Here is an 18,947-nt window from a genome sequence, read left to right on the forward strand (position 1 = left end):
TGCGTTGTGCTCCGGGAACACCGAGAGGAATGCGCGAACCATGGGCATGGTCCTGTCTTTTGTGCCGCGTGCGGCACCTGTAAACAGAGCAAGTCACGACACCAGCACGGCGGCGGCGGTCATCATTTTCCCCGGCGTCCGCTATGAGTTGCATCCGCAGGCCGGCGAGACCCGGCCTGGCGATAGCGGCGCCGACAGGCCAGGCTCCCCGCCGCCTGTGAAGCCGCACCACTGATCGCGTCGTTCTCAGTAGTCCTGCAATTCGCAGGCGCTCTGCTCGAGGAAGCGTGACACGATCGGCTTCCAGCTCTCGTCCGGCACGAAGGCGCGGACGACGAAGATGCCTTCCTCGATCGGCGCCTCGACGAAGATCGCGCCTTGCAGATCCTCCGGAAGGTCGCGCCGCACTTCGATCATCTGCGCCGGCGTCAGCACCACCGCGTCGAGCTTTTCGTCATTGGCGTTGTGGTCGTTGAAGGAATAGATGTTGTGGCCGCTGCGGTCATAGACGGAGGCCGACCAGAACGGCACGTCGCCCGGCGCCCTGATCCGAACCAGGCCGTCGGCGAGGTCGAAGCGGCAGGCGGCGGCATAAAACAGCGGGTCGACCGATTTCACCACCGGCGCGCCGCCAGCCTCCGCGTCCAGCCGCGTCATCCTGTAGACGTCGGAGGCCATCGCCAGCCGCGACCAGGCATCGCGTTCGGAGAATTCCGGCACCAGGAACAGCACCACGATATGCACGATGCCCGCGCCAAGCAGGCCGACGATCAGGGCGTGCAGCAGGCTACGCATCGCAGCCCGCCTTCAGGATGCGCGGCAGCGTCACGTCGGAAAGGCCGGTGCTCGAGGCGATCGGCGTGTCGTAGAAGGTCAGCACGAAATACATCCTGCCGGAGCCGCCGGTGAGCAGCCAGTTGCCGGGGGCCGGGCGGCTGCCGACGGAAATGACGACGGAATTGTCTGGCTGGCGCAGCACTTCGAAGGACTGCAGCGCCGACTGCCTCGGCTTGCCGGTGTCGATCACTCCAAGCGACTGGTCGGCGGCATAGAGCGTCCAGAATCGGGCGGTCGGATACCCGCCCTCGATCGTATAGGTGCATTCGCGCTTCAGCGGCTCGCCTGAATCGTCGCGCTCGGCGACGAAGGCAAGCCCTTCGGCCTTGCCGAGCGCCAGCACGCCTTCGCGCGCCACGCGTGCCTTGGAGTAGGGGTCGGCGGCCAGCGTTCCGACTTCGGGGAAGGCGGTCCATTGGCCGATGCGGATCGCGCCGACACCGTCTTGCGCGTTGAGCGCGTACCAGACGCTGTAGCCGCCGAGCCCAATGGCGATGGCAAGCGAAAGCAGCGTCAGGATGGCGTTCTTGAGCATGAGATCCGCAAACAGAGGATGTTGCCCGGGATATCGCGGCGCGGGGTGCCGTGGCAAGCCGGCTCCACGCGAGGGTGGCTGGATCAGGATGACGTTTCGCTGAAACGTCATCCTGATCCAATTTGTTGTTGGAGCATGATCTTATCCGAAAACCGGTTCCCACTTTTCGGGATCATGCTCTAAAGCGCCGAAAGCGTCTCCGGCAGGGCGGGGGGATCGAGCACGGGCGCGGCCTGGAACGCCTTGGTCATTTCCCTCAACGTCTGGGTAGTCCTGCTGGAGAGCACCGGCGGGCGCTCGGCCTCCGCCTGCGCCGCCGCGGCGTCGGCTTCCTTCTTCGCCGCTTCCTCGGCCTTGGCCGCGACCTCCGGATCGACGAATGGATGATCGAGGCCGGGGATCGGCTTCAGGTCGATGTTTTGATGGGCATAGACCATCAGCCGCTGCCAGACCATCGCCGGCAGCGAACCGCCTGTCATCTTGTTGGTCGGTGTGAAGTCGTCATTGCCGAGCCAGACGGCCGCCGTGTAGTTGCCGGTGAAGCCGACGAACCAGGCATCGCGATAGGATTGGGTGGTGCCGGTCTTGCCGGCGACCACGATATTGGGAAGCTGGGCGCGCCTTGCCGTGCCGATCACCGGCACCGCGGCCAGCATTGTGTTCATGTATTTCAGCGCCTTTTCCGACAGCACCCGATGCGGCGGCTGGGCATCCTTGGTCCAGTCGTAGACCACCTCTCCGGTGCGGGTGACGAGCTGGGTGATGCCGTGCCTTGAGCCGACGAAGCCGTTTTGCGCAAAGACGCTGTAACCCGTCGCCTGGTCCATCACCGTCATGCCGGACGTGCCGAGCACCATGGTCTTGTGCGATTCCAGGGGCGATTCCACGCCCATCGATTCAGCCATGGCCTTGATCGGGGGAATGCCGAGATAATCCTTGGCCAGCCGCACCGGCACGGTGTTGATGGACTTGGCGATCGCGGTAAGCAGCGTGACGTTGCCCGCCGACCCGCCGCTGTAGTTGTGCGGCGACCAACTGCCCCAGCTGACAGGGCCCCCGGAAACCACCGAATCCGGCGTGAAACCATGTTCCATGGCGGTGGCGTAAACGTAGGGCTTGAACGATGAGCCGGTCTGGCGCAACGCCTTGGTGGCGCGGTTGAACTGGCTGGCGCCATAGTCGCGCCCGCCGACGATGGCGCGCACCGCCCCGTTGGTCTCGATCACCACCACCGCGCCCTCGGTGACGTTGTACTCCTTGCCGAACTGGCGCAGGTGGAACTCCATCGACTTTTCCGCGGCCTTCTGGATGTTGGCGTCGAAAGTCGTGTGGGCAACCAACGAATGCTGGCCGGGCTTGGCGATCTTCTTGACCTCGTCGAAGGCCCAGTCGAGGAAATAGTCCGGGCTCTTCAGCTCCCCGCGATCGACGACGTTTGCCGGATGCAGTCGCGCCTGCAGCACCTGGCCCTCGGTCATGAAACCGGCGTCGACCAGGTTGGACAGGACCACATTGGCGCGTGCGCGCGCCGCCGGCAGGTTGATGTGCGGGGCGTATTTGGTCGGTGCCTTGAACAGCCCGGCCAGCATCGCGGCTTCGGCAAGGTTAAGGTCCTTGACGCTCTTGCCGAAATAGAAATCCGCCGCCGCCTCGATGCCGAACGTGCCGCCGCCCATATAGGCACGGTCTAGATAGAGCTGCAGGATCTCCTTCTTGGACAGGTTCGCCTCCAGCCACAGCGACAGGAAGGCTTCCTTGATCTTGCGCTCGAGGGTGCGCTCGTTGGACAGGAAGAGGTTCTTGGCGAGCTGTTGCGTGATGCTGGAACCGCCCTGTACCACCGAATTGGCGCGCATGTTCTCGAAGAGCGCTCTCGACAGGCCCAGCACGTCGATACCGTAGTGGTCGAAGAAACGCCGGTCCTCGGTCGCCAGCACCGCCTTGATGACGATGTCCGGCATCTCGTCGACCGGCACGGAATCGCGCTGGATGATGCCGCGCTGGCCGATCTCGTTGCCATAGCGGTCGAGGAAGGTGACGGCGAAGTCGCCCTGGTTGCGCCAGTCGCCGGTGGTGATGTCGAAGGCCGGCATGGCGAGCGCGAGCAGCACCACAAAGCCGCCGGCGCCCATGGTGAAGCCTTCGCTCAGCACCTCGATGATTGCGCGGCGCCAGCCGTGGACGCGGAAACGGCGGGAGAAGATGGTTGCTGCTTCCCAGAATTCACGCGCCTTGAAACCGATCTCGTAGAGAGAGGTATCGAGCCACGCGTCCACAGCAAGCAGAGCCGAAGCGATCCGGCCTCTTCTCTTGCTCGGTTTCGAAGGACTTGCCATCCTAGACTTCCGTCCCAACGCACTTTCGCCCGGAAACTGCATGGACAGGTCCGAGCGCCACCCCCGCCAGACTAATCGACCATTTTAGCACTGCTCACAAGGGCGACGAAGCCACAGTGCAGGCTTTGTTGGAACACAGGGCCGTGCGGATCTCTGTCACAGCCACTTTACGGCGGCTCTGGAGGCATCACGACCGCGACGCTCTCCTTCGGCTGTTGACTTAGCCAAACGATTTTTATAGAACCGAATAGTTCCAGAACTAAATGGTTCCAAATGGCCATCTCTCTCGATCACACTTTCGCCGCTCTTGCCGATCCGACGCGCCGGGCGATCCTGGCTCGTCTGCTCGAGGGGGAAGCTTCGGTCGCCGAGCTCGCGCAGCCCTTTGCGCTCACCGTGCGAGCGGTTTCCAAGCATGTCGGTGTGCTGGAGCAGGCCGGCCTGGTTACCCGCAGCCGGGCGGCGCAGAAACGCCTGAGCCGGATCGAGATCGAGCCGCTGCGCGACATAGACGGTTGGCTCTCTGACTACCGGAGGCTCTGGGAAGGACGATTCGATCGCATGGAGGATCTTCTAAGGTGCGAGCAGACGGAAGGGGCGGGCGAATGAGCGCAAGTCAGCCCGCTGGGCGGCAAGCCGAACGCAGCTTCAAGATCGAGCGCACATTCGGTGCGCCGGTCGAACGCGTATTCAGGCTTTGGACCGATCCGCTGTCTGTCGCGCAATGGTGGGGCATCAAGGGCTGCACCATCCCGTATTGCGCGATCGATGCGCGGGTCGGCGGCAGATGGCGCATCGATATGCGCACCGCCAGCGGCGCGCTCTATCGCAATGAGGGCCAATATGTCGACGTGGTCGCGAATTGTCGGCTCATCTACACCGATGAACCGGCTGCTGAATTGCGGGAATGGGCCGGCAACCCGCCGGGACCAAGCCTTCACACGGTCACGTTTGACGCGGACGGCGCAAGAACTCATGTCTGCTTCGAGGTGATGCTGGCAAGTGCTGCCGACCGGGAGCGGCTGCTGGCGCTGGGTATGCGCGGCGGCTGGATGCAAAGCTTCGACAGGCTTGAGCGCGAGATCGGCCGGCTCGCTTCGCTGCAAGACGCCGCCATGCCCCCCGAGTGATTGGCTGACCAAAAATCCGTCGTAACAATTGTGGAGTGCATCCCATGCAACAGGCCGTGCAAACACCGCGGGATCGTGACGCGCCCATGGCCGGGCGCACAGTCCTTGCCGATGCACCAACGCAAAAGACTATTTCGGCCGACGGCACGCCGATCGCCTATGAACGCCGGGGAACAGGTCATCCGCTCATTCTCGTAGATGGCGCGCTCTGTTCGCGCAGCATGGGGCCGAGCCGTCCGCTTGCCGCGGCGTTGGCGGCGCATTTTACGGTGTTCATCTACGACCGCCGCGGCCGCGGCGAGAGCGGAAATGCCGTGCCTTACGCGGTCGAGCGCGAAGTGGATGACATCGAGGCCGTGCTCGCCGAGGCAGGCGGCGAGGCCTTCGTCTGGGGCACTTCGTCAGGCGCCATGCTGGCGCTGATGGCCGCTCAGCGTCTGCCAGGTGTCAGGAAGCTTGCGCTCTATGAGGCGCCGCTGATCGTCGATGACAGCCGCCCGACCACCGAGGCCGACTGGGCCGACATCCGGACAGCCGTCGCGGCGGGGTTTCGCGGCGACGCAACGCGCATCTTCCTCAAGTCGGTCGGCATGCCTCTCGCGCTTGTCTTCCTCATGCGGCTAACGCCGATCTGGTCCAAGCTCACGGCGGTCGCCCATACGCTACCTTACGATGGCGCCGTCGTGGCCAATGATCAGCTTGGCAAGCCGCTAGTCCCCGGCCGGTGGGCCTCAATGACGGCGCCGACATTGGTGACGGATGGCGGCAAGAGCCCGTCCTGGATGCGTCACGGCAACAAGGCGCTGGCGGATGCCCTCCCGAACGCCCGTTATCTCACGCTGGCTGGCCAGAACCACATGCTGAAGCCCGGCCCGCACGTGCCCGTTCTGTTGGACTTCTTTTACGGGGCATAGCGGCGACGCCGACCTTCCGTCTCTGGATCACCGCGCAGCGATGAAGCGCATGAAATGCGCCACGTCCGCCTCGCTCGGCTCCAGGCCGGTGAAGGAGCGCAGATAGGCGGCGAGGTGGCTGACGCGTGCCTCGACCGGTTCCTTGAGGTCGAGCACGTAATAGCCGATCTGCATGTAATAGAGGACGCGGGCGCGGATGAAGGCGTCCTCGTCGTCATAGCCATGCCGGCGGTACATGTCTCGGATGGCCGTGAGGCGATCGTCGTCGGCCTGGTCGATCATGCGCCGCACGTCAGCCGAGCGCCTGGCCCATTCGCGCACGGCGAAATCCAGCCTTGGGTCGAACAGGCGTTCGTCCGCCCAGCATTCGAACACGTTCATCACGCCCATGATGATGGTCTCGGCCGGACGCCGGGCGCGCTCCACGATCGCCGTGGTGTTTGTCTCGTGCCAATGCTTGAGCAACTGGTCGAGCAGGTCCTGCCGGCTGTTGAAATACCAGTAGAAGCTTGAGCGCGAGACGCCGAGCTTCTGGCCGAGTGTCAGCACGCGCACGTTGCCGATGCCGTCTGAAATCAGCGTCTCGAGCGCCATATTGATCCAGTCCGCGCGCGTCACCTTGATATTGCCGGGCGTCGGTTCGGGCTGGGGTGCAGTCATGGTCATGACCAACAAGTGGCATGGCGCGAAGCCGCGCGCAAGCTCTAGACATAAGTGTCTAGACACTAGTGTCCATCAGATTTAATGTGAGGCGTCCAACGAGAGGGAGAGGCTCGTGAAGTCGCATTACCGCGCGGTCGTCATCGGAGGAGGTGTGGTCGGCGCCTCGGTGCTCTATCATCTGACTCGCTTCGGCTGGAGCGACGTGGCGCTCGTCGAGCGCGCGGAACTGACGGCCGGCTCCACCTGGCATGCGGCGGCCGGCTTCCATGCCCTCAACGCCGATCCCAATGTCGCGGCGCTGCAGGATTACACCATCAAGCTCTATCGCGAGATCGAGGCGGAGTCCGGCCAGAATGCCGGCCTGCACATGACCGGCGGCGTCAACATGGCGAGCGACCCGCAGCGCTGGGAGTGGCTGAAATCGGCCTGGGCGGTGTTCCAGTCGGTCGGTATCGAGACGGCCCGCCTGGTGACTCCGGATGAGATCAAGGAAATCTGCCCGATCGTCGATGTCAGCGACGTGCTCGGCGGCCTCTACGATTCCAACGAGGGCCATCTCGACCCTTACGGCACGACGCATGCCTATGCGGGCGCCGCCAGGAAGCGCGGCGCCGAAATCATCCTGCGCAACCGCGTCGTCGAGCTGAAGCAGCGCGCCGATGGCGGCTGGGACGTAGTCACCGAGAAGGGCACGATCGTCGCCGAGCATGTCGTTAATGCCGGCGGCCTGTGGGCCAAGCAGGTCGGCCTGATGGCCGGCGTCGACCTGCCGGTGACCCCGATGGAGCACCATTATTTCGTCACCGAGGACATTCCGGAAGTCGCTGCCCTCGATAAGGAACTCGGCCTTGCCGTCGATCTCGACGGCTTTTCCTACCTGCGGCAGGAGCGCAAGGGCGTCCTGCTCGGCGTCTACGAGCAGAACCCGAAACACTGGAACATGGACGGCGCGCCCTGGGACTACGGCATCGAGCTGATCCCCGAGGACATCGACCGCATCAGCCCGGAGCTTTCCAAGGCTTATCAGCGCTTCCCCTGCCTGGCGAAGGCCGGCATCCGCAAATGGGTCAACGGCGCCTTCACCTTCACTCCGGACGGCAATCCGCTGGTCGGACCGGTGCGCGGCTTGAAGAACTACTGGGTCGCCTGCGGTGTGATGGCCGGCTTCAGCCAGGGAGGTGGCGTCGGCAAGTCGCTGGCCGAGTGGATGATCCATGGCGAGCCGGAGGCCGACATCTTCGGCATGGATATCGCCCGCTACGGCGCATTCGCCGCCAACCGGGAGTATCTGCGGCAAACGACGGGCCAGTTCTATGCCCGCCGCTTCGTCATGACCTTTCCCAATGAGCGGCTGCCGGCAGGCCGGCCCTTGAAGCGTCCTGGCGCCTATGACGGCATGAGCGTCGCCGGCGCCGAATGGACGGCATCGTGGGGACTGGAAGTCCCTGCCTATTTCGCGCCGGTGGGCTTTCGCGAGGAAACGACGCTGAAGCGCTCCAACGCTTTCGAGCTCGTCGGCGACGAGGTGCTGCAGGTGCGCCGCGCCGCTGGCCTCGTCGATACCACGGCGTTCTCGCGCTACGCCGTGTCGGGACCGGGCGTCGAGGCCTGGCTCGACCGGCTGCTCGCCTGCCGGCTGCCGAAACCCGGCCGCGCCAAGCTTGCGCCGATGCTTGGGTTCGACGGCCGGCTAAAGGGCGATCTCACCGTGCTCAATTGGGGCGGCGAGTACTGGATCATGGGCTCGTATTATCTGCGCGAATTCCACATGCGCTGGTTCGAGGCGCATCTGACGGATGGCGTTGCCGTGACCGACATTTCCGATGCCTTGTCCGGTTTCCTGGTCACCGGACCGAACGCAAGGAAGATCGTCGAGCGCACCACGCATCAGGACCTCTCGGCCAAGTCCTTCCCTTTCATGGCTTGCGGCGAGTTCGACATCGGCATGGTGCGCGCCCGGGTAGCAAGGCTCTCCATCGCTGGCGAACTCGGTTTCGAGATCAACTGCCCGGCTACCCTGCATGCGACCCTGCGTGAAACTTTGCTTGCCGCCGGCGAAGACCTCGGCCTGGCCGAGATCGGATACTACGCGCTGAATTCGCTTCGGTTGGAAAAGAGCTTCGGCATCTGGTCGCGCGAGTTCACCCAAGGTTACACGCCCGGTCAGACCGGGCTTGACCGGTTCATCGCTTTCGACAAGGGCGATTTCATCGGCCGGCAAGCCGCGCTCAAGGAGCGCGAGGCTGGCGTCTCGCGACGGATCGTGACGCTTGAGGTCGACGCTGTCGACGCCGATGCCAGCGGCTTCGAGCCGGTCTGGCGCGAGGGCCGGCGTGTCGGCTTCGTCACCTCCGGCGGCTACGGCTACAGGCTCGGCAAGAGCGTCGCTCTGGCGTTGCTCGATGACGATTTCGCCGGGGAGGGGACTGAACTTTCCGTACACATTGTCGGGGTCGAACGGCCGGCGCGCGTCATCGCGGCTTCGCCCTACGATGCTGAAGGCAAGGCGATGCGGCAATGAGGAGGACCCCCCATGACTGAGGAGGCCGCACGCGACCTGAGGCGCGAGCGCCGCCGCGGACGCACCGGCGAGGCCGGCAGCGAGTCGAGCCGGCACCCGAACTACAAGTCGTTGAAGAACCCCTTCCTGCCGCAGCCGGTCTTTTCCGATGACCAGGTCGCCGCGATCCACGATACGGCGCTGCGCGTGCTAGAGGAACTCGGCATCAAGGTGCTGCTGCCCGAGGCGCGCGCCATCTACGCCAATGCCGGGGCATTGGTGGACGAAGAAACCCAGATGGTCAGGATCGGCCGCGACGTGGTGGAGGCAGCCCTTGCCTCGGCGCCGCGCTCGATTCGCGCACTAGGTGGCGATCGCTCCAGCGATCTCGTGCTCGAACTCGGTTACATGACTTTCCTTGCCGGCTCCGGCGCGCCCAACGCCACCGATCTCGAGCGCGGCCGGCGTCCGGGGACGCTCGCTGCCTTCGAGGAATTCGTCAAACTGATCCAGCATTTCGACGTGCTGCACATGCTTGGACCTTGCGTCGAGCCGCAGGACATCGACAACCGCGTCCGTCACTATGCAGTCAACCGGGCGCAATTGACGCTGTCGGACAAGTTCCCCTTCATCTTCGCGCGTGGCACCCCGCAGGTCGAGGACGGTTTCGAGATGATCCGCCTCGCGCGCGGCCTCTCCGAGGACCAGTTCCGCGCCGGCGCCCATTGCTACACCGTCATCAACACCAACTCGCCGCGCCAGCTCGACATACCGATGGCGCAAGGCATCATCGACTTCGCGCGCGCCGGCCAGATATCGATCATCACGCCCTTCTGCCTGGCTGGCGCCATGGCCCCGATCACGGTGGCGGGTGCGCTGACGCTGCAGCACGCCGAGGCATTGGCCGGCCTGACGCTTGCCCAGATCGCACGTCCCGGCTCGCCGGTGGTCTATGGCTCCTTCTCGTCCAATGTCGACATGAAGTCCGGCGCTCCCGCCTTCGGCACGCCGGAACACATCAAGGCCACGCTTGGCGCGGGCCAGCTTGCGCGGTTCACCGGGCTGCCTTGGCGATCCGGCGGCGGCAGCGCCGCCAACATTTCGGACGCGCAGGCCGCGCATGAGACGCAGTTTGCGCTGTGGGGCTCGGTGCTGGCCGGCGCCACCGTCTGCATCCACGCCGCCGGCTGGCTGGAAGGTGGCCTGAGCGTTTCCCTGGAGAAGCTGATCACCGACATCGAGGCGCTGCAGACCGTCGCCGAGCTGTGCCAGCAAACGCCGGGCGACGCGGACGCCATCGGCTTCGAGGCCATCGCCGAGGTGCAGCCCGGCGGGCATTTCTTCTCCGCGGCCCACACGATGGCGCGTTACCGTACCGCCTTCTACGAGCCGCTGGTGGCCGACTGGTCGAATTTCGGCAACTGGACGCAGGCCGGCTCGAAGACGGCGACGGAGCGCGCGACCGGCATCTGGAAGCGGATCCTGGCCGATTTCCAGCCGCCTGCCTCCGCTGTCGCCACCGCGGGCGCCCTCGACGAATTCATTGCCAGGCGCACCGAACAGGGTGGTGCTGTCCCAGTCTCGTGAGCTGACGAAAACGTAATAAATCCGAGACCTTCGCCATTCACGTTGTAGCCAAGCGATTCGCGATCTGGCATCGGATCGCGAGCGCGGCTAGTTTGCCGGGGATTGGCGGCGGCGTGGAGAGATGTATTGGCGATGGACGGTAGATGACGGCGCCTGGCGATTTGATGCAGGCCTTGTTCCTTAGGCTTAAGACCGATGCGTCGCTGTCGGCGCTGCTTGGCGGGGCGGGTCTGCTCGAGCGGGTCAGCGACAAGGCGGCTTTTCCCTACGTCACCTACGGCCGGACTAGCGCGTTCAACCTGGAATCCGGCGCCGACAACGACAATGACCAGCTCGTCACCTTCCATGTGTGGTCGAAGACCCACGGCAACTCGGAAACGCTCTTGATCATGGAGAGCATCAAAACGCGGCTCGATGGCGCGGCCTTTTCCATCGGCTCGCGCGGCCAGACGCGCCTGTCGCTGGAATTCGCCGAGTCGCGCTATGACGAGGATCTGGCCGTCCATCACGGGTTGCTGCGCTTTCGCGCGCTGACGCAGGACGGCATCTGAAGCATCGGAGTTGTGCTAAAGCTGCGCCTGGATGGCCGCTTTGTCTATGACCGACCATACCTCGCTTATCCGCCTGCCTTGGAATTGATAGAAGACATTTTCGGCGAAGCTTACTCGCTTGCCGTGGACCGGCAGGCCGAACAGCATGCCCTTGGGCCGGCAGTCGAAATGCAGACGCGCCGCCACTCGCGGCGGCTGGCAGATCAGAAGCTCGATGTTGAAACGCAGGTCGGGAATAGCCTCGAAATCGCCCTCCAGCATGCGGCGATAGCCCGAAAGGCCGATCGTCTCACCGTTATGCCGCACCTCCTCGCCGACGAAGTGGCCGAGACTGTCCCAATCCTGGCGGTTCAGGCAGGCGATGTATCCCCTGTAAAGCTCTGCAAGATCATCTCCCGTCATCGCATGCTCCTGATGGTCGGGGAAGATTCTACATCAACTGGCGCCAGGCGGAAATTCGGCGGCAAAAAGCGTAGCGGATCGACTGTCTTTCCGGCTATCAATACGGGGTGGGCTGAGGGAGCCACGGCAGTGGCTGGATGTCGCGAAGGGGAAGCGGCGGGCATGGATTTCGATCGTTCACCGTTCATTTCACGTTCAGCCCATTTGCGTTAGAACCGTGATCATGAAGAACGTTGCCTCCCATCTCCGCAAAGCAGTGCTGGCCCTTGCCGCGGCTGGCCTGTTTGCGTCGCAGGCTGTTGCCCTGCCGGTCATCGAGCCTTCGGTCGAACAGCCGGTCGTGCTTGCCGCCGGCGATTGCTACGCCATAGGCCAGCAGGTTGCGGCGCAGAATGGGGGCACGCTGGCCAAGGCCTCGCAGGCGACGCGGGGCGGCCAGCAGGTCTGCGTCATCGTCGTGCTCGTCCCCGGCAAGGACGGCCAGCGGCCGCGCCGATCGGAAATCGTCGTCCCCATGGGCTGACTTCACTCGTTTCCAAGGCCGGCGGAATCGGCCTATACGTTCACCCAAAACAGGCTTCAACCCATGCGCGTGCTCGTCGTCGAGGATGACAAGGATCTCAACCGGCAGCTGGCCGATGCGCTGGTCGATGCCGGCTATGTCGTCGACCGGGCCTATGATGGCGAGGAGGGCCATTTCCTCGGCGACACCGAGCCCTACGACGCCGTGGTGCTCGACATCGGCCTGCCGCAGATGGACGGCATCAGCGTCGTCGAGCGCTGGCGCCGCGGCGGCCGCAAGATGCCCGTGCTGATCCTGACGGCGCGCGACCGCTGGAGCGACAAGGTGGCCGGCATCGACGCCGGCGCCGACGACTATGTCACCAAGCCCTTCCACATCGAGGAGGTGCTGGCGAGGGTGCGGGCGCTGATCCGGCGCGCGGCCGGCCATGCATCGTCGGAGCTCATCTGCGGCCCGCTGCGCCTGGACACCAAGGCGTCCAAGGCCGATGTCAACGGCGTGCCGCTCAAGCTCACTTCGCACGAGTTCCGGCTGCTTGCCTATCTGATGCACCATATGGGCGAGGTGGTGTCGCGCACCGAGCTTGTCGAGCATCTCTACGACCAGGATTTCGACCGCGATTCCAACACCATCGAAGTATTTGTCGGCCGGCTTCGCAAGAAGATGGGCATCGATATGATCGAAACCGTGCGTGGCATGGGCTATCGCATGCGTGAACCGGAGGCGTGACGCGGAACCGCTGAAGCCAACCATAAGCGCGCGGCTTTCGAGCCTGCGGCTCTGGCCGCGCTCGCTGACCTTTCGCGTCATCGCCTTTTCGACGATCTGGGCGATCCTGACGCTGGTCGTCATCTTCACCCTCATCACCACGCTCTACCGACAGGCCAGCGAACGCGGCTTCGACAGCCTGCTCTCGGCGCATCTGTTCAATTTGATCGGCTCGGTCGGCATTTCCGACAACGGCGCGCTGACCGGCTCGCCCGACCTCGGTGACCTGCGCTTCTCCGAGCCCAATTCCGGCTGGTACTGGTCGGTGGAGCCGGCCTCCGAAGGCGTGCATGGCGAAATCCATTCCTCCTCGATGACGAGCTCGCTCCTGTCGCCGAGCGTCGCGGAGGTTCCGTTCAACTCCAACTTCCAGCGCAGCTACTCGATGGAGGGCATCAAGGGCGAACAGCTCGAAGTCTTCGAGAGCGAGTTCGTCCTGGACGCCAAGAATCGCGCCGCACGTTTCCGCGTCATGGGCAACCACAGCGAACTCGAGCAGGAGATCGCCAGCTTCCAGCGCCGCCTGCTCACCTACCTCTCGCTGTTCGGCGTCGGCATGATCGCCATCAACGCCATCGCCATCCTGCTGGGGCTCCAGCCCTTGCGCCGTGTCCGCAATGCGCTTGCCATGGTGCGCGAAGGCACGGCGCAAAGGCTCGACGGCAGCTTCCCGGCCGAGATCGAGCCGCTGGCCAACGAGACCAACGCGCTGATCGAGAACAACAGGCGAATCGTCGAGCGCTCCCGCACCCAGGTCGGCAACCTCGCCCATTCGCTGAAGACGCCTCTAGCGGTTCTGATCAACGAGGGCCGCGCGCTCGGCGGCGCCAAGGGCCAGCTCATCGCCGAGCAGGCAGCCTCGATGCAGAAGCAGGTTGAACACTACCTGCAGCGCGCGCGCGTCGCCGCGCAGCGCGACAGCGTCGTCTTCCGCACGCCGGTCTCGCCGGTGGTCGAGCGCATGGTGCGCGTGCTGCGCAAGCTCAACCCGCAAACGGGGCTGACACTGTCCCTGCCGCCGGCCGAGATCGTCTTTGCGGGCGAGCGCGAGGACCTTGAGGAACTGCTCGGCAATCTGCTCGACAATGCGATGAAATGGGCAAAGAGCGCAGTCGCTGTGACGATCGCCACTATTTCGGGAAGCGGCAACCTGTTTGAAATCGTTATAGAGGATGACGGTCCGGGCATTCCCGAGGACAGCGCGCGGGAAGTGTTGAAGCGTGGCAAGCGCCTTGACGAAACGAAGCCGGGAACAGGGCTTGGGCTGGCCATTGTCGCCGACCTCGTCAACGAGTATGGAGGCTCGCTGGCGCTGGAACGATCCGGCATGGGCGGCTTGAGGGCGGTGGTGAGGTTGCGGAGCCTTCAATGATGTTCTTTATCGATTTGCAAGCGACGGCCGACGGCCAAATTTCCGACAAATATCAATACTATGGCCAAGGTCGCTCCCCTTCGGCGCGCGCCCCAAGCCATCTCGTTCAAGAAGTGTATTTCGCTCAGGAAGCTCGTCCCGCTCAAGAGAACCGGTTGTTGGCATGAAGATCCGCGTCGCGCTCGTTTCCACCCTGATCGCCGTCTCCGGCTGCACGACATTGGGCGGGGGCGGACCCGGCTCTCCCATCACGCCTGTGTCGACGCCGCCCACTGGCGGCAAGGTGTCGACCAGCATCGTCTCGGCCATGAATGGCGGGCTTGTCGGCGGATCGATCGGCTCTGGCCTGAGCGACGCCGAGAAGCGCAAGGGGCTGGAGGCGGAATACAAGGCGCTGGAATACAACACCAGCGGCCAGAAGGTGACATGGAAGAGCGACACCTCCTCCCATTACGGCGAGGTCGTCGCCGCCCAGCCTTACCGTGTCGGCTCGCAGGACTGCCGCCAGTACACCCACACCGTCTACACCAACGGCGCGGGCGTCACCGCGCGCGGCACCGCCTGCCGCAACGCGGACGGCAGCTGGACGCCGCTGACCTAGAAATCAGACCGCGCGAGCCCCATTATTCGACCGGGTTGACGCCGATCAAGGTCAAATGACCGATCGGCCGTCAAAGCGTCGCAGTATGCTTGTGTTGGCAGGGCATGGCTCTGCCTTTATTGGAGAGCCATGCTGTTCTGGGTCATAGCCGCAATCCTCACGCTGGGCGCTAGCCTGGCGGTGCTTCTGCCGCTCACCGGCGGCATGAAGGGCGTGTCGCCGGCCGGCGATCACGACCTCGAAGTCTATCGCGATCAGCTTTCCGAGCTGGATCGCGACGTGGCGCGCGGCCTGATACAGCCCGGAGAGGCCGAGGAGGCGCGTGCCGAGATCGGCCGCCGCATCCTGCGTCTCGACGCGGCTGAGCGGCGCGGCTCCGCCAATCCCGCATCCTCTCGCGGCGCCAGGTTGGTCGCCAGCGTGGCCGTGCTTACCGTTCCGCTGCTGAGCTGGGGGATCTACGGTATGCTGGGTTCTCCCGATCTGCCTTCGCAGCCACTGGCCGAACGTCTCGCCAAGAACCCCGCCGATGCCTCGGTCGACGAACTGGTCGCCCGCGCCGAAGCGCACCTTGCCGCCAATCCGTCGGACGGCAAGGGCTGGGACGTGCTGGCGCCGATCTATCTCCGCCTGCAGCGCTTTCCCGACGCGGTGACGGCCTATCGCAACGCCATCCGACTCGACGGCGACAGCGCGGTGCGCCAGTCGGGGCTCGGCGAAGCGATCGCCAATGCCGCCGGCGGCATCGTGTCGGCCGACGCCCAGAGCGCGTTCGAGGCGGCCCTGAAGCTTGATCCGGCAAACGCCAAGGCGAGTTTCTACCTGGCGGTCGGGCTTGCGCAGGAAGGCAGGAAAGCCGAAGCCGTCGCCGCCTGGCAGAAGATGCTCGACCAACTAAAGCCGGATTCGCCCTGGCGCAGCGCCGTCCAGCAGGCGCTCGCCGAGGCCGGCCAGCCGGCCGTCGCGGCGGGCGCGTCGCCGAGCGGCCCTGACGCGCAACAGATGGAAGCCGCGCAGCAGATGGCGCCGCAGGACCGGCAGGCGATGATCGAAACCATGGTCGCTGGCCTCGACGACAAATTGAAGCAGAACCCCCGCGATGAGGAAGGGTGGATGCGCCTCATTCGTTCCTATGTCGTGCTCGGCAAGGCCGATCAGGCGCGCGACGCGCTTGGCCGCGCCGTTGCCGCCTTCGGGGCGGACAGCGAGCAGGCCAGGAAATTCACCGCCTTCGCAGCCTCCCTCGGCGTGACGGCGACGGAGTAAGAGATGACGCGCAAGCAGAAGCGATTGTCGGTGATCGTGGCGGGGCTGGCCTTCCTCGCCGCGGCCGCCGGACTCACCTTCTACGCGCTCGGCCAGAAGGCCTCCTATTTCTACATGCCGGCCGAGCTGACCACGGCAAGCCTCCAGCCTGGACAACGCATCCGCCTTGGCGGTCTCGTCGAAAACGGCACCGTCGTGCGCGGCAACGGTGCGACCGTGGCCTTCTCGGTCACCGACACGCAGAAATCGGTCAAGGTGACCTATACCGGCATCCTGCCCGATCTCTTCCGCGAGGGGCAGGGCGTCATAACCGAGGGCGCTTTCGGCTCGGATGGAGTTTTCGTCGCCGACAGCGTGCTCGCCAAGCATGACGAGCGCTATATGCCCAAGGAAGTCGCCGACGGCCTGAAGGCCAAGGGCGTCTGGGTGGAAAGCAAGAGCCAATGATGGTTGAGACCGGACATTTCGCCCTCGTGCTGGCCTTCGCGCTGTCGCTGGTGCAGATGCTGGTGCCGCTCGTCGGCGCCCGCACCGGCAATCAGCGCCTGATGGCGGTCGGGGGCCCGGTGACCGTTACCGGCTTCGCGCTCACCGCGCTGTCCTTCGTGGCCCTGACAAGCGCTTACGCCGGCTCGGACTTCTCGGTGGCGAACGTGTGGGAGAATTCCCATTCGTTGCAGCCGATGATCTACAAGATCACCGGCACCTGGGGAAACCACGAAGGCTCTATGCTGCTGTGGGTGCTGATCCTGACCTTCTTCGGCGCGCTCGTCGCCGTTTTCGGCAACAATCTGCCGGCAACGCTCAAGGCCAATGTGCTGGCCGTGCAGGGCATGATCGGCGCGGCCTTCTTCCTCTTCATCCTGACGACCTCCAACCCGTTCACGCGCCTCAATCCGGCGCCTGTCGAGGGGCGGGATCTCAACCCGGTCCTGCAGGACCTCGGCCTCGCCATCCACCCGCCGCTGCTCTATCTGGGCTATGTCGGCTTCTCGGTCTGCTTTTCCTTCTCGGTGGCTGCGCTGATCGAAGGCCGGATCGATGCCTCGTGGGCACGCTGGGTGCGGCCGTGGACGCTGGTCGCATGGATGTTCCTCACCGGCGGGATCGCGATGGGATCCTACTGGGCCTATTACGAACTCGGCTGGGGCGGTTTCTGGTTCTGGGATCCGGTCGAGAACGCTTCTTTCATGCCCTGGCTTGCCGGCACGGCGCTGCTCCATTCGGCGATCGTGATGGAAAAGCGCTCGGCGCTGAAAATCTGGACGCTACTGCTCGCCATCCTCACCTTCTCGCTGTCGCTGCTCGGCACTTTCCTGGTTCGTTCGGGCGTGCTGACCTCCGTGCACGCCTTCGCCACCGACCCGGCGCGCGGCATCTTCATCCTGTGCATCCTGACGCTGTTCATCGGTGGCTCGCTGGCGCTGTTTGCGCTGCGCGCCTCCACCCTGACCGCCGGCGGCCTGTTCCATCCGATCTCGCGTGAGGGCGCGCTGGTCCTCAACAACCTCTTTCTCACCACCGCCACCGCGACGGTGCTGGTCGGCACGCTATACCCGCTGGCGCTCGAAGCGCTTACCGGCGGCAAGATCTCGGTCGGTGCGCCCTTCTTCGACCTCACCTTCGGCCCGCTGATGGTGCCGCTGCTGGCAATTGTGCCGTTCGGCCCGTTGCTCGCCTGGAAGCGTGGTGATGTGATTGCCGCCTCGCAACGGCTGATGGCGGCCTTCGCCCTGGCGCTCGCCGCGATGCTGGTAACCGGTCTGTTCATCGACGGCGCCTCGGTGTTCGCCGCGCTCGGTGTCGGCCTTGCTGTCTGGCTGGTTGCCGGGGCGCTGACCGACCTCGCCGTCAAATCCGGTGTCGGGTCGGTGGCGCCGGCCGTCATGCTTCGCCGCTTCGCAGGCCTGCCACGCTCGGTCTTCGGCACGGCGCTTGCCCATCTCGGCCTCGGGTTGACCTTGCTTGGCATCGTCGCCACGCTCTGCTTCGGCACCGAGAAGATCCTCACCATGCGACCCGGCGAGACGGTAGAGCTCTCCGGCCATACGCTGCGCTTCGACGGGATTTTTCCCCAGAAAGGCCCTAACTTCACCGAGGATCGCGCCCGCTTCCGGCTGATAGGGGCTGACGGCAATGCCTACGGCGAGATCTCTTCGGCAAAGCGCTTCTTTCAGGCCCGGCAGATGGCAACGACCGAGTCCGGCATCAGGACGATTGGGTTGAGCCAGCTCTATCTCTCACTCGGCGACGAGAACAATGACGGCTCCGTCGTCGTGCGCCTCTGGTGGAAGCCGCTGGTCACCCTGATCTGGGGCGGCGGCCTGGTGATGATGGCGGGTGCGGCCATGTCGCTGGCCGACCGCCGCCTGCGTGTCGGCGCGCCCGCAAGGCGGCGCAAGCCGGCCGCCGCGCTGGCGAGCCCGACATGAGGGCAAGATTTTCCCTCGCCTCCCTTGTCCTGCTGCTGGCCCTGGCTTTCGCCGGCGCCGCGCAGGCGGTGAAGCCGGATGAAGTGTTGCAGGACCCGGCATTGGAGGCGAGGGCGCGAGCGCTGTCCGAGGGCTTGCGCTGCATGGTCTGCCAAAACCAGTCGATCGACGAATCGGACGCCGATCTGGCCCGCGACCTGCGCATCCTCGTGCGCCAGCGCCTCGTCGCCGGCGACACCGACCAGCAGGTGATGGACTATATCGTCTCGCGCTATGGCGAATTCGTGCTCTTGAAGCCGCGCTTCAGCCTGCGCAACGCGCTTTTGTGGGGCACCCCAGCGCTCCTGCTCCTGGCCGGCGGCCTGTTCATCGTGCTCAGCGCGCGCTCGCGCCGACCCGTGCCGGACAGCACCCTCAGCGCCGAAGAACGCGCGGCGCTGGACAAGATGCTGCGTGACTGACCGCCGACATTACAAAACTTTCATGTACCGGAAATGGCGCCGTAATGTGCGCCTCTCTAATCCTTTTGC

20 protein-coding genes are annotated in these 18,947 nt (G+C 64.7%); 15 read left to right on the plus strand and 5 right to left on the minus strand.

The features are described from left to right. Nucleotides 1-246 precede the first annotated feature (246 nt). The 3 genes from ACR64R_RS02670 to ACR64R_RS02680 form a co-directional block, all read right to left on the minus strand. Nucleotides 247-795 (minus strand): DUF1254 domain-containing protein, encoded by a 549-nt coding sequence (locus ACR64R_RS02670; RefSeq protein WP_487360152.1) that lies wholly within the window; start codon nt 793-795, stop codon nt 247-249. Beyond that, the gene (locus ACR64R_RS02675) at nt 788-1,372 is read right to left on the minus strand and encodes a DUF1214 domain-containing protein (protein WP_487360153.1); all 585 of its coding nucleotides are present in this window, start codon (nt 1,370-1,372) and stop codon (nt 788-790) included. The genes ACR64R_RS02670 and ACR64R_RS02675 overlap by 8 nt, the downstream gene beginning before the upstream one ends. Nucleotides 1,373-1,551: 179 nt before the next feature. Continuing rightward, nucleotides 1,552-3,708, minus strand: a complete 2,157-nt coding sequence (locus ACR64R_RS02680) for a transglycosylase domain-containing protein (RefSeq protein ID WP_487360154.1) — start codon at nt 3,706-3,708, stop codon at nt 1,552-1,554. Nucleotides 3,709-3,981: 273 nt separating this feature from the next. On the opposite strand from ACR64R_RS02680, the gene ACR64R_RS02685 reads away from it, so the two are divergent. The 3 genes from ACR64R_RS02685 to ACR64R_RS02695 all read left to right on the plus strand — a co-directional run bounded on the left by ACR64R_RS02685 (nt 3,982) and on the right by ACR64R_RS02695 (nt 5,752). Continuing rightward, on the plus strand, nt 3,982-4,317 hold the full coding sequence (locus ACR64R_RS02685) for an ArsR/SmtB family transcription factor (protein WP_487360155.1): 336 nt from the start codon (nt 3,982-3,984) through the stop codon (nt 4,315-4,317). Continuing rightward, entirely contained in the window at nt 4,314-4,838 is a 525-nt protein-coding gene (locus ACR64R_RS02690; protein ID WP_487360156.1) for an SRPBCC family protein, read from the plus strand. Before ACR64R_RS02685 ends, ACR64R_RS02690 begins: the two co-directional genes overlap by 4 nt. 86 nt (nt 4,839-4,924) lie before the next feature. After that, complete coding sequence (locus tag ACR64R_RS02695) at nt 4,925-5,752, plus strand: alpha/beta fold hydrolase (protein WP_487360157.1); 828 nt, start codon at nt 4,925-4,927, stop codon at nt 5,750-5,752. Between the two features lie 27 nt (nt 5,753-5,779). On the opposite strand, the gene ACR64R_RS02700 is transcribed toward ACR64R_RS02695, so the two are convergent. Next, nucleotides 5,780-6,418: a TetR/AcrR family transcriptional regulator gene (locus ACR64R_RS02700; RefSeq protein ID WP_487360158.1), complete on the minus strand. Its 639-nt coding sequence runs from the start codon at nt 6,416-6,418 to the stop codon at nt 5,780-5,782. A 109-nt stretch (nt 6,419-6,527) separates the two neighbouring features. Between ACR64R_RS02700 and ACR64R_RS02705 the strand changes: the two genes are divergently transcribed. The 3 genes from ACR64R_RS02705 to ACR64R_RS02715 all read left to right on the plus strand — a co-directional run bounded on the left by ACR64R_RS02705 (nt 6,528) and on the right by ACR64R_RS02715 (nt 11,053). Further along, nucleotides 6,528-8,936, plus strand: coding sequence for a GcvT family protein (locus tag ACR64R_RS02705; protein WP_487360159.1), 2,409 nt, complete (start codon nt 6,528-6,530; stop codon nt 8,934-8,936). A 12-nt stretch (nt 8,937-8,948) separates the two neighbouring features. Then, complete coding sequence (locus tag ACR64R_RS02710; RefSeq protein WP_487360160.1) at nt 8,949-10,502, plus strand: trimethylamine methyltransferase family protein; 1,554 nt, start codon at nt 8,949-8,951, stop codon at nt 10,500-10,502. 143 nt (nt 10,503-10,645) lie between these two features. Further along, complete coding sequence (locus ACR64R_RS02715) at nt 10,646-11,053, plus strand: DUF3168 domain-containing protein (protein ID WP_487360161.1); 408 nt, start codon at nt 10,646-10,648, stop codon at nt 11,051-11,053. A 15-nt stretch (nt 11,054-11,068) separates the two neighbouring features. On the opposite strand, the gene ACR64R_RS02720 is transcribed toward ACR64R_RS02715, so the two are convergent. Further along, on the minus strand, nt 11,069-11,455 hold the full coding sequence (locus ACR64R_RS02720; RefSeq protein WP_487360162.1) for an ester cyclase: 387 nt from the start codon (nt 11,453-11,455) through the stop codon (nt 11,069-11,071). Nucleotides 11,456-11,678: 223 nt separating this feature from the next. On the opposite strand from ACR64R_RS02720, the gene ACR64R_RS02725 reads away from it, so the two are divergent. The 9 genes from ACR64R_RS02725 to ACR64R_RS02765 all read left to right on the plus strand — a co-directional run bounded on the left by ACR64R_RS02725 (nt 11,679) and on the right by ACR64R_RS02765 (nt 18,878). Beyond that, nucleotides 11,679-11,978: a hypothetical protein gene (locus ACR64R_RS02725; RefSeq protein WP_487360163.1), complete on the plus strand. Its 300-nt coding sequence runs from the start codon at nt 11,679-11,681 to the stop codon at nt 11,976-11,978. Between the two features lie 63 nt (nt 11,979-12,041). Then, on the plus strand, nt 12,042-12,707 hold the full coding sequence (locus ACR64R_RS02730) for a response regulator transcription factor (RefSeq protein ID WP_320246578.1): 666 nt from the start codon (nt 12,042-12,044) through the stop codon (nt 12,705-12,707). Next, the gene (locus ACR64R_RS02735; RefSeq protein ID WP_487360164.1) at nt 12,691-14,118 is read left to right on the plus strand and encodes an ATP-binding protein; all 1,428 of its coding nucleotides are present in this window, start codon (nt 12,691-12,693) and stop codon (nt 14,116-14,118) included. Before ACR64R_RS02730 ends, ACR64R_RS02735 begins: the two co-directional genes overlap by 17 nt. After that, nucleotides 14,115-14,285, plus strand: a complete 171-nt coding sequence (locus ACR64R_RS02740) for a hypothetical protein (RefSeq protein WP_487360165.1) — start codon at nt 14,115-14,117, stop codon at nt 14,283-14,285. Before ACR64R_RS02735 ends, ACR64R_RS02740 begins: the two co-directional genes overlap by 4 nt. Then, nucleotides 14,282-14,719, plus strand: a complete 438-nt coding sequence (locus ACR64R_RS02745; RefSeq protein ID WP_487360166.1) for an RT0821/Lpp0805 family surface protein — start codon at nt 14,282-14,284, stop codon at nt 14,717-14,719. The genes ACR64R_RS02740 and ACR64R_RS02745 overlap by 4 nt, the downstream gene beginning before the upstream one ends. Nucleotides 14,720-14,848: 129 nt before the next feature. Continuing rightward, nucleotides 14,849-15,985, plus strand: coding sequence for a c-type cytochrome biogenesis protein CcmI (ccmI, locus tag ACR64R_RS02750; protein WP_487360167.1), 1,137 nt, complete (start codon nt 14,849-14,851; stop codon nt 15,983-15,985). A 3-nt stretch (nt 15,986-15,988) separates the two neighbouring features. Further along, nucleotides 15,989-16,432 (plus strand): cytochrome c maturation protein CcmE, encoded by a 444-nt coding sequence (ccmE, locus tag ACR64R_RS02755; RefSeq protein WP_487360168.1) that lies wholly within the window; start codon nt 15,989-15,991, stop codon nt 16,430-16,432. Next, complete coding sequence (locus tag ACR64R_RS02760; protein WP_487360169.1) at nt 16,432-18,417, plus strand: heme lyase CcmF/NrfE family subunit; 1,986 nt, start codon at nt 16,432-16,434, stop codon at nt 18,415-18,417. The genes ccmE and ACR64R_RS02760 overlap by 1 nt, the downstream gene beginning before the upstream one ends. Further along, a complete protein-coding gene (locus ACR64R_RS02765; protein ID WP_487360170.1) occupies nt 18,414-18,878 on the plus strand; it encodes a cytochrome c-type biogenesis protein in 465 nt (154 codons plus the stop codon). The genes ACR64R_RS02760 and ACR64R_RS02765 overlap by 4 nt, the downstream gene beginning before the upstream one ends. Nucleotides 18,879-18,947 lie beyond the last annotated feature (69 nt).

Source organism: Mesorhizobium sp. MC2-1-1, from assembly GCF_057597255.1.

Excerpts from the sequence above, each read along its gene's own strand:
- ACR64R_RS02700 (WP_487360158.1), bottom strand. The coding sequence starts at position 6,418 with ATGACCATGACTGCACCCCAGCCCGAACCGACGCCCGGCAATATCAAG.
- ACR64R_RS02715 (WP_487360161.1), top strand. The coding sequence starts at position 10,646 with ATGACGGCGCCTGGCGATTTGATGCAGGCCTTGTTCCTTAGGCTTAAG.
- ACR64R_RS02765 (WP_487360170.1), top strand. The coding sequence starts at position 18,414 with ATGAGGGCAAGATTTTCCCTCGCCTCCCTTGTCCTGCTGCTGGCCCTG.
- ACR64R_RS02745 (WP_487360166.1), top strand. The coding sequence starts at position 14,282 with ATGAAGATCCGCGTCGCGCTCGTTTCCACCCTGATCGCCGTCTCCGGC.
- ACR64R_RS02710 (WP_487360160.1), top strand. The coding sequence starts at position 8,949 with ATGACTGAGGAGGCCGCACGCGACCTGAGGCGCGAGCGCCGCCGCGGA.
- ACR64R_RS02760 (WP_487360169.1), top strand. The coding sequence starts at position 16,432 with ATGGTTGAGACCGGACATTTCGCCCTCGTGCTGGCCTTCGCGCTGTCG.
- ACR64R_RS02675 (WP_487360153.1), bottom strand. The coding sequence starts at position 1,372 with ATGCTCAAGAACGCCATCCTGACGCTGCTTTCGCTTGCCATCGCCATT.
- ACR64R_RS02725 (WP_487360163.1), top strand. The coding sequence starts at position 11,679 with ATGAAGAACGTTGCCTCCCATCTCCGCAAAGCAGTGCTGGCCCTTGCC.
- ACR64R_RS02690 (WP_487360156.1), top strand. The coding sequence starts at position 4,314 with ATGAGCGCAAGTCAGCCCGCTGGGCGGCAAGCCGAACGCAGCTTCAAG.
- ACR64R_RS02740 (WP_487360165.1), top strand. The coding sequence starts at position 14,115 with ATGATGTTCTTTATCGATTTGCAAGCGACGGCCGACGGCCAAATTTCC.
- ccmI (WP_487360167.1), top strand. The coding sequence starts at position 14,849 with ATGCTGTTCTGGGTCATAGCCGCAATCCTCACGCTGGGCGCTAGCCTG.
- ACR64R_RS02680 (WP_487360154.1), bottom strand. The coding sequence starts at position 3,708 with ATGGCAAGTCCTTCGAAACCGAGCAAGAGAAGAGGCCGGATCGCTTCG.
- ACR64R_RS02670 (WP_487360152.1), bottom strand. The coding sequence starts at position 795 with ATGCGTAGCCTGCTGCACGCCCTGATCGTCGGCCTGCTTGGCGCGGGC.
- ccmE (WP_487360168.1), top strand. The coding sequence starts at position 15,989 with ATGACGCGCAAGCAGAAGCGATTGTCGGTGATCGTGGCGGGGCTGGCC.
- ACR64R_RS02685 (WP_487360155.1), top strand. The coding sequence starts at position 3,982 with ATGGCCATCTCTCTCGATCACACTTTCGCCGCTCTTGCCGATCCGACG.
- ACR64R_RS02720 (WP_487360162.1), bottom strand. The coding sequence starts at position 11,455 with ATGACGGGAGATGATCTTGCAGAGCTTTACAGGGGATACATCGCCTGC.
- ACR64R_RS02695 (WP_487360157.1), top strand. The coding sequence starts at position 4,925 with ATGGCCGGGCGCACAGTCCTTGCCGATGCACCAACGCAAAAGACTATT.
- ACR64R_RS02730 (WP_320246578.1), top strand. The coding sequence starts at position 12,042 with ATGCGCGTGCTCGTCGTCGAGGATGACAAGGATCTCAACCGGCAGCTG.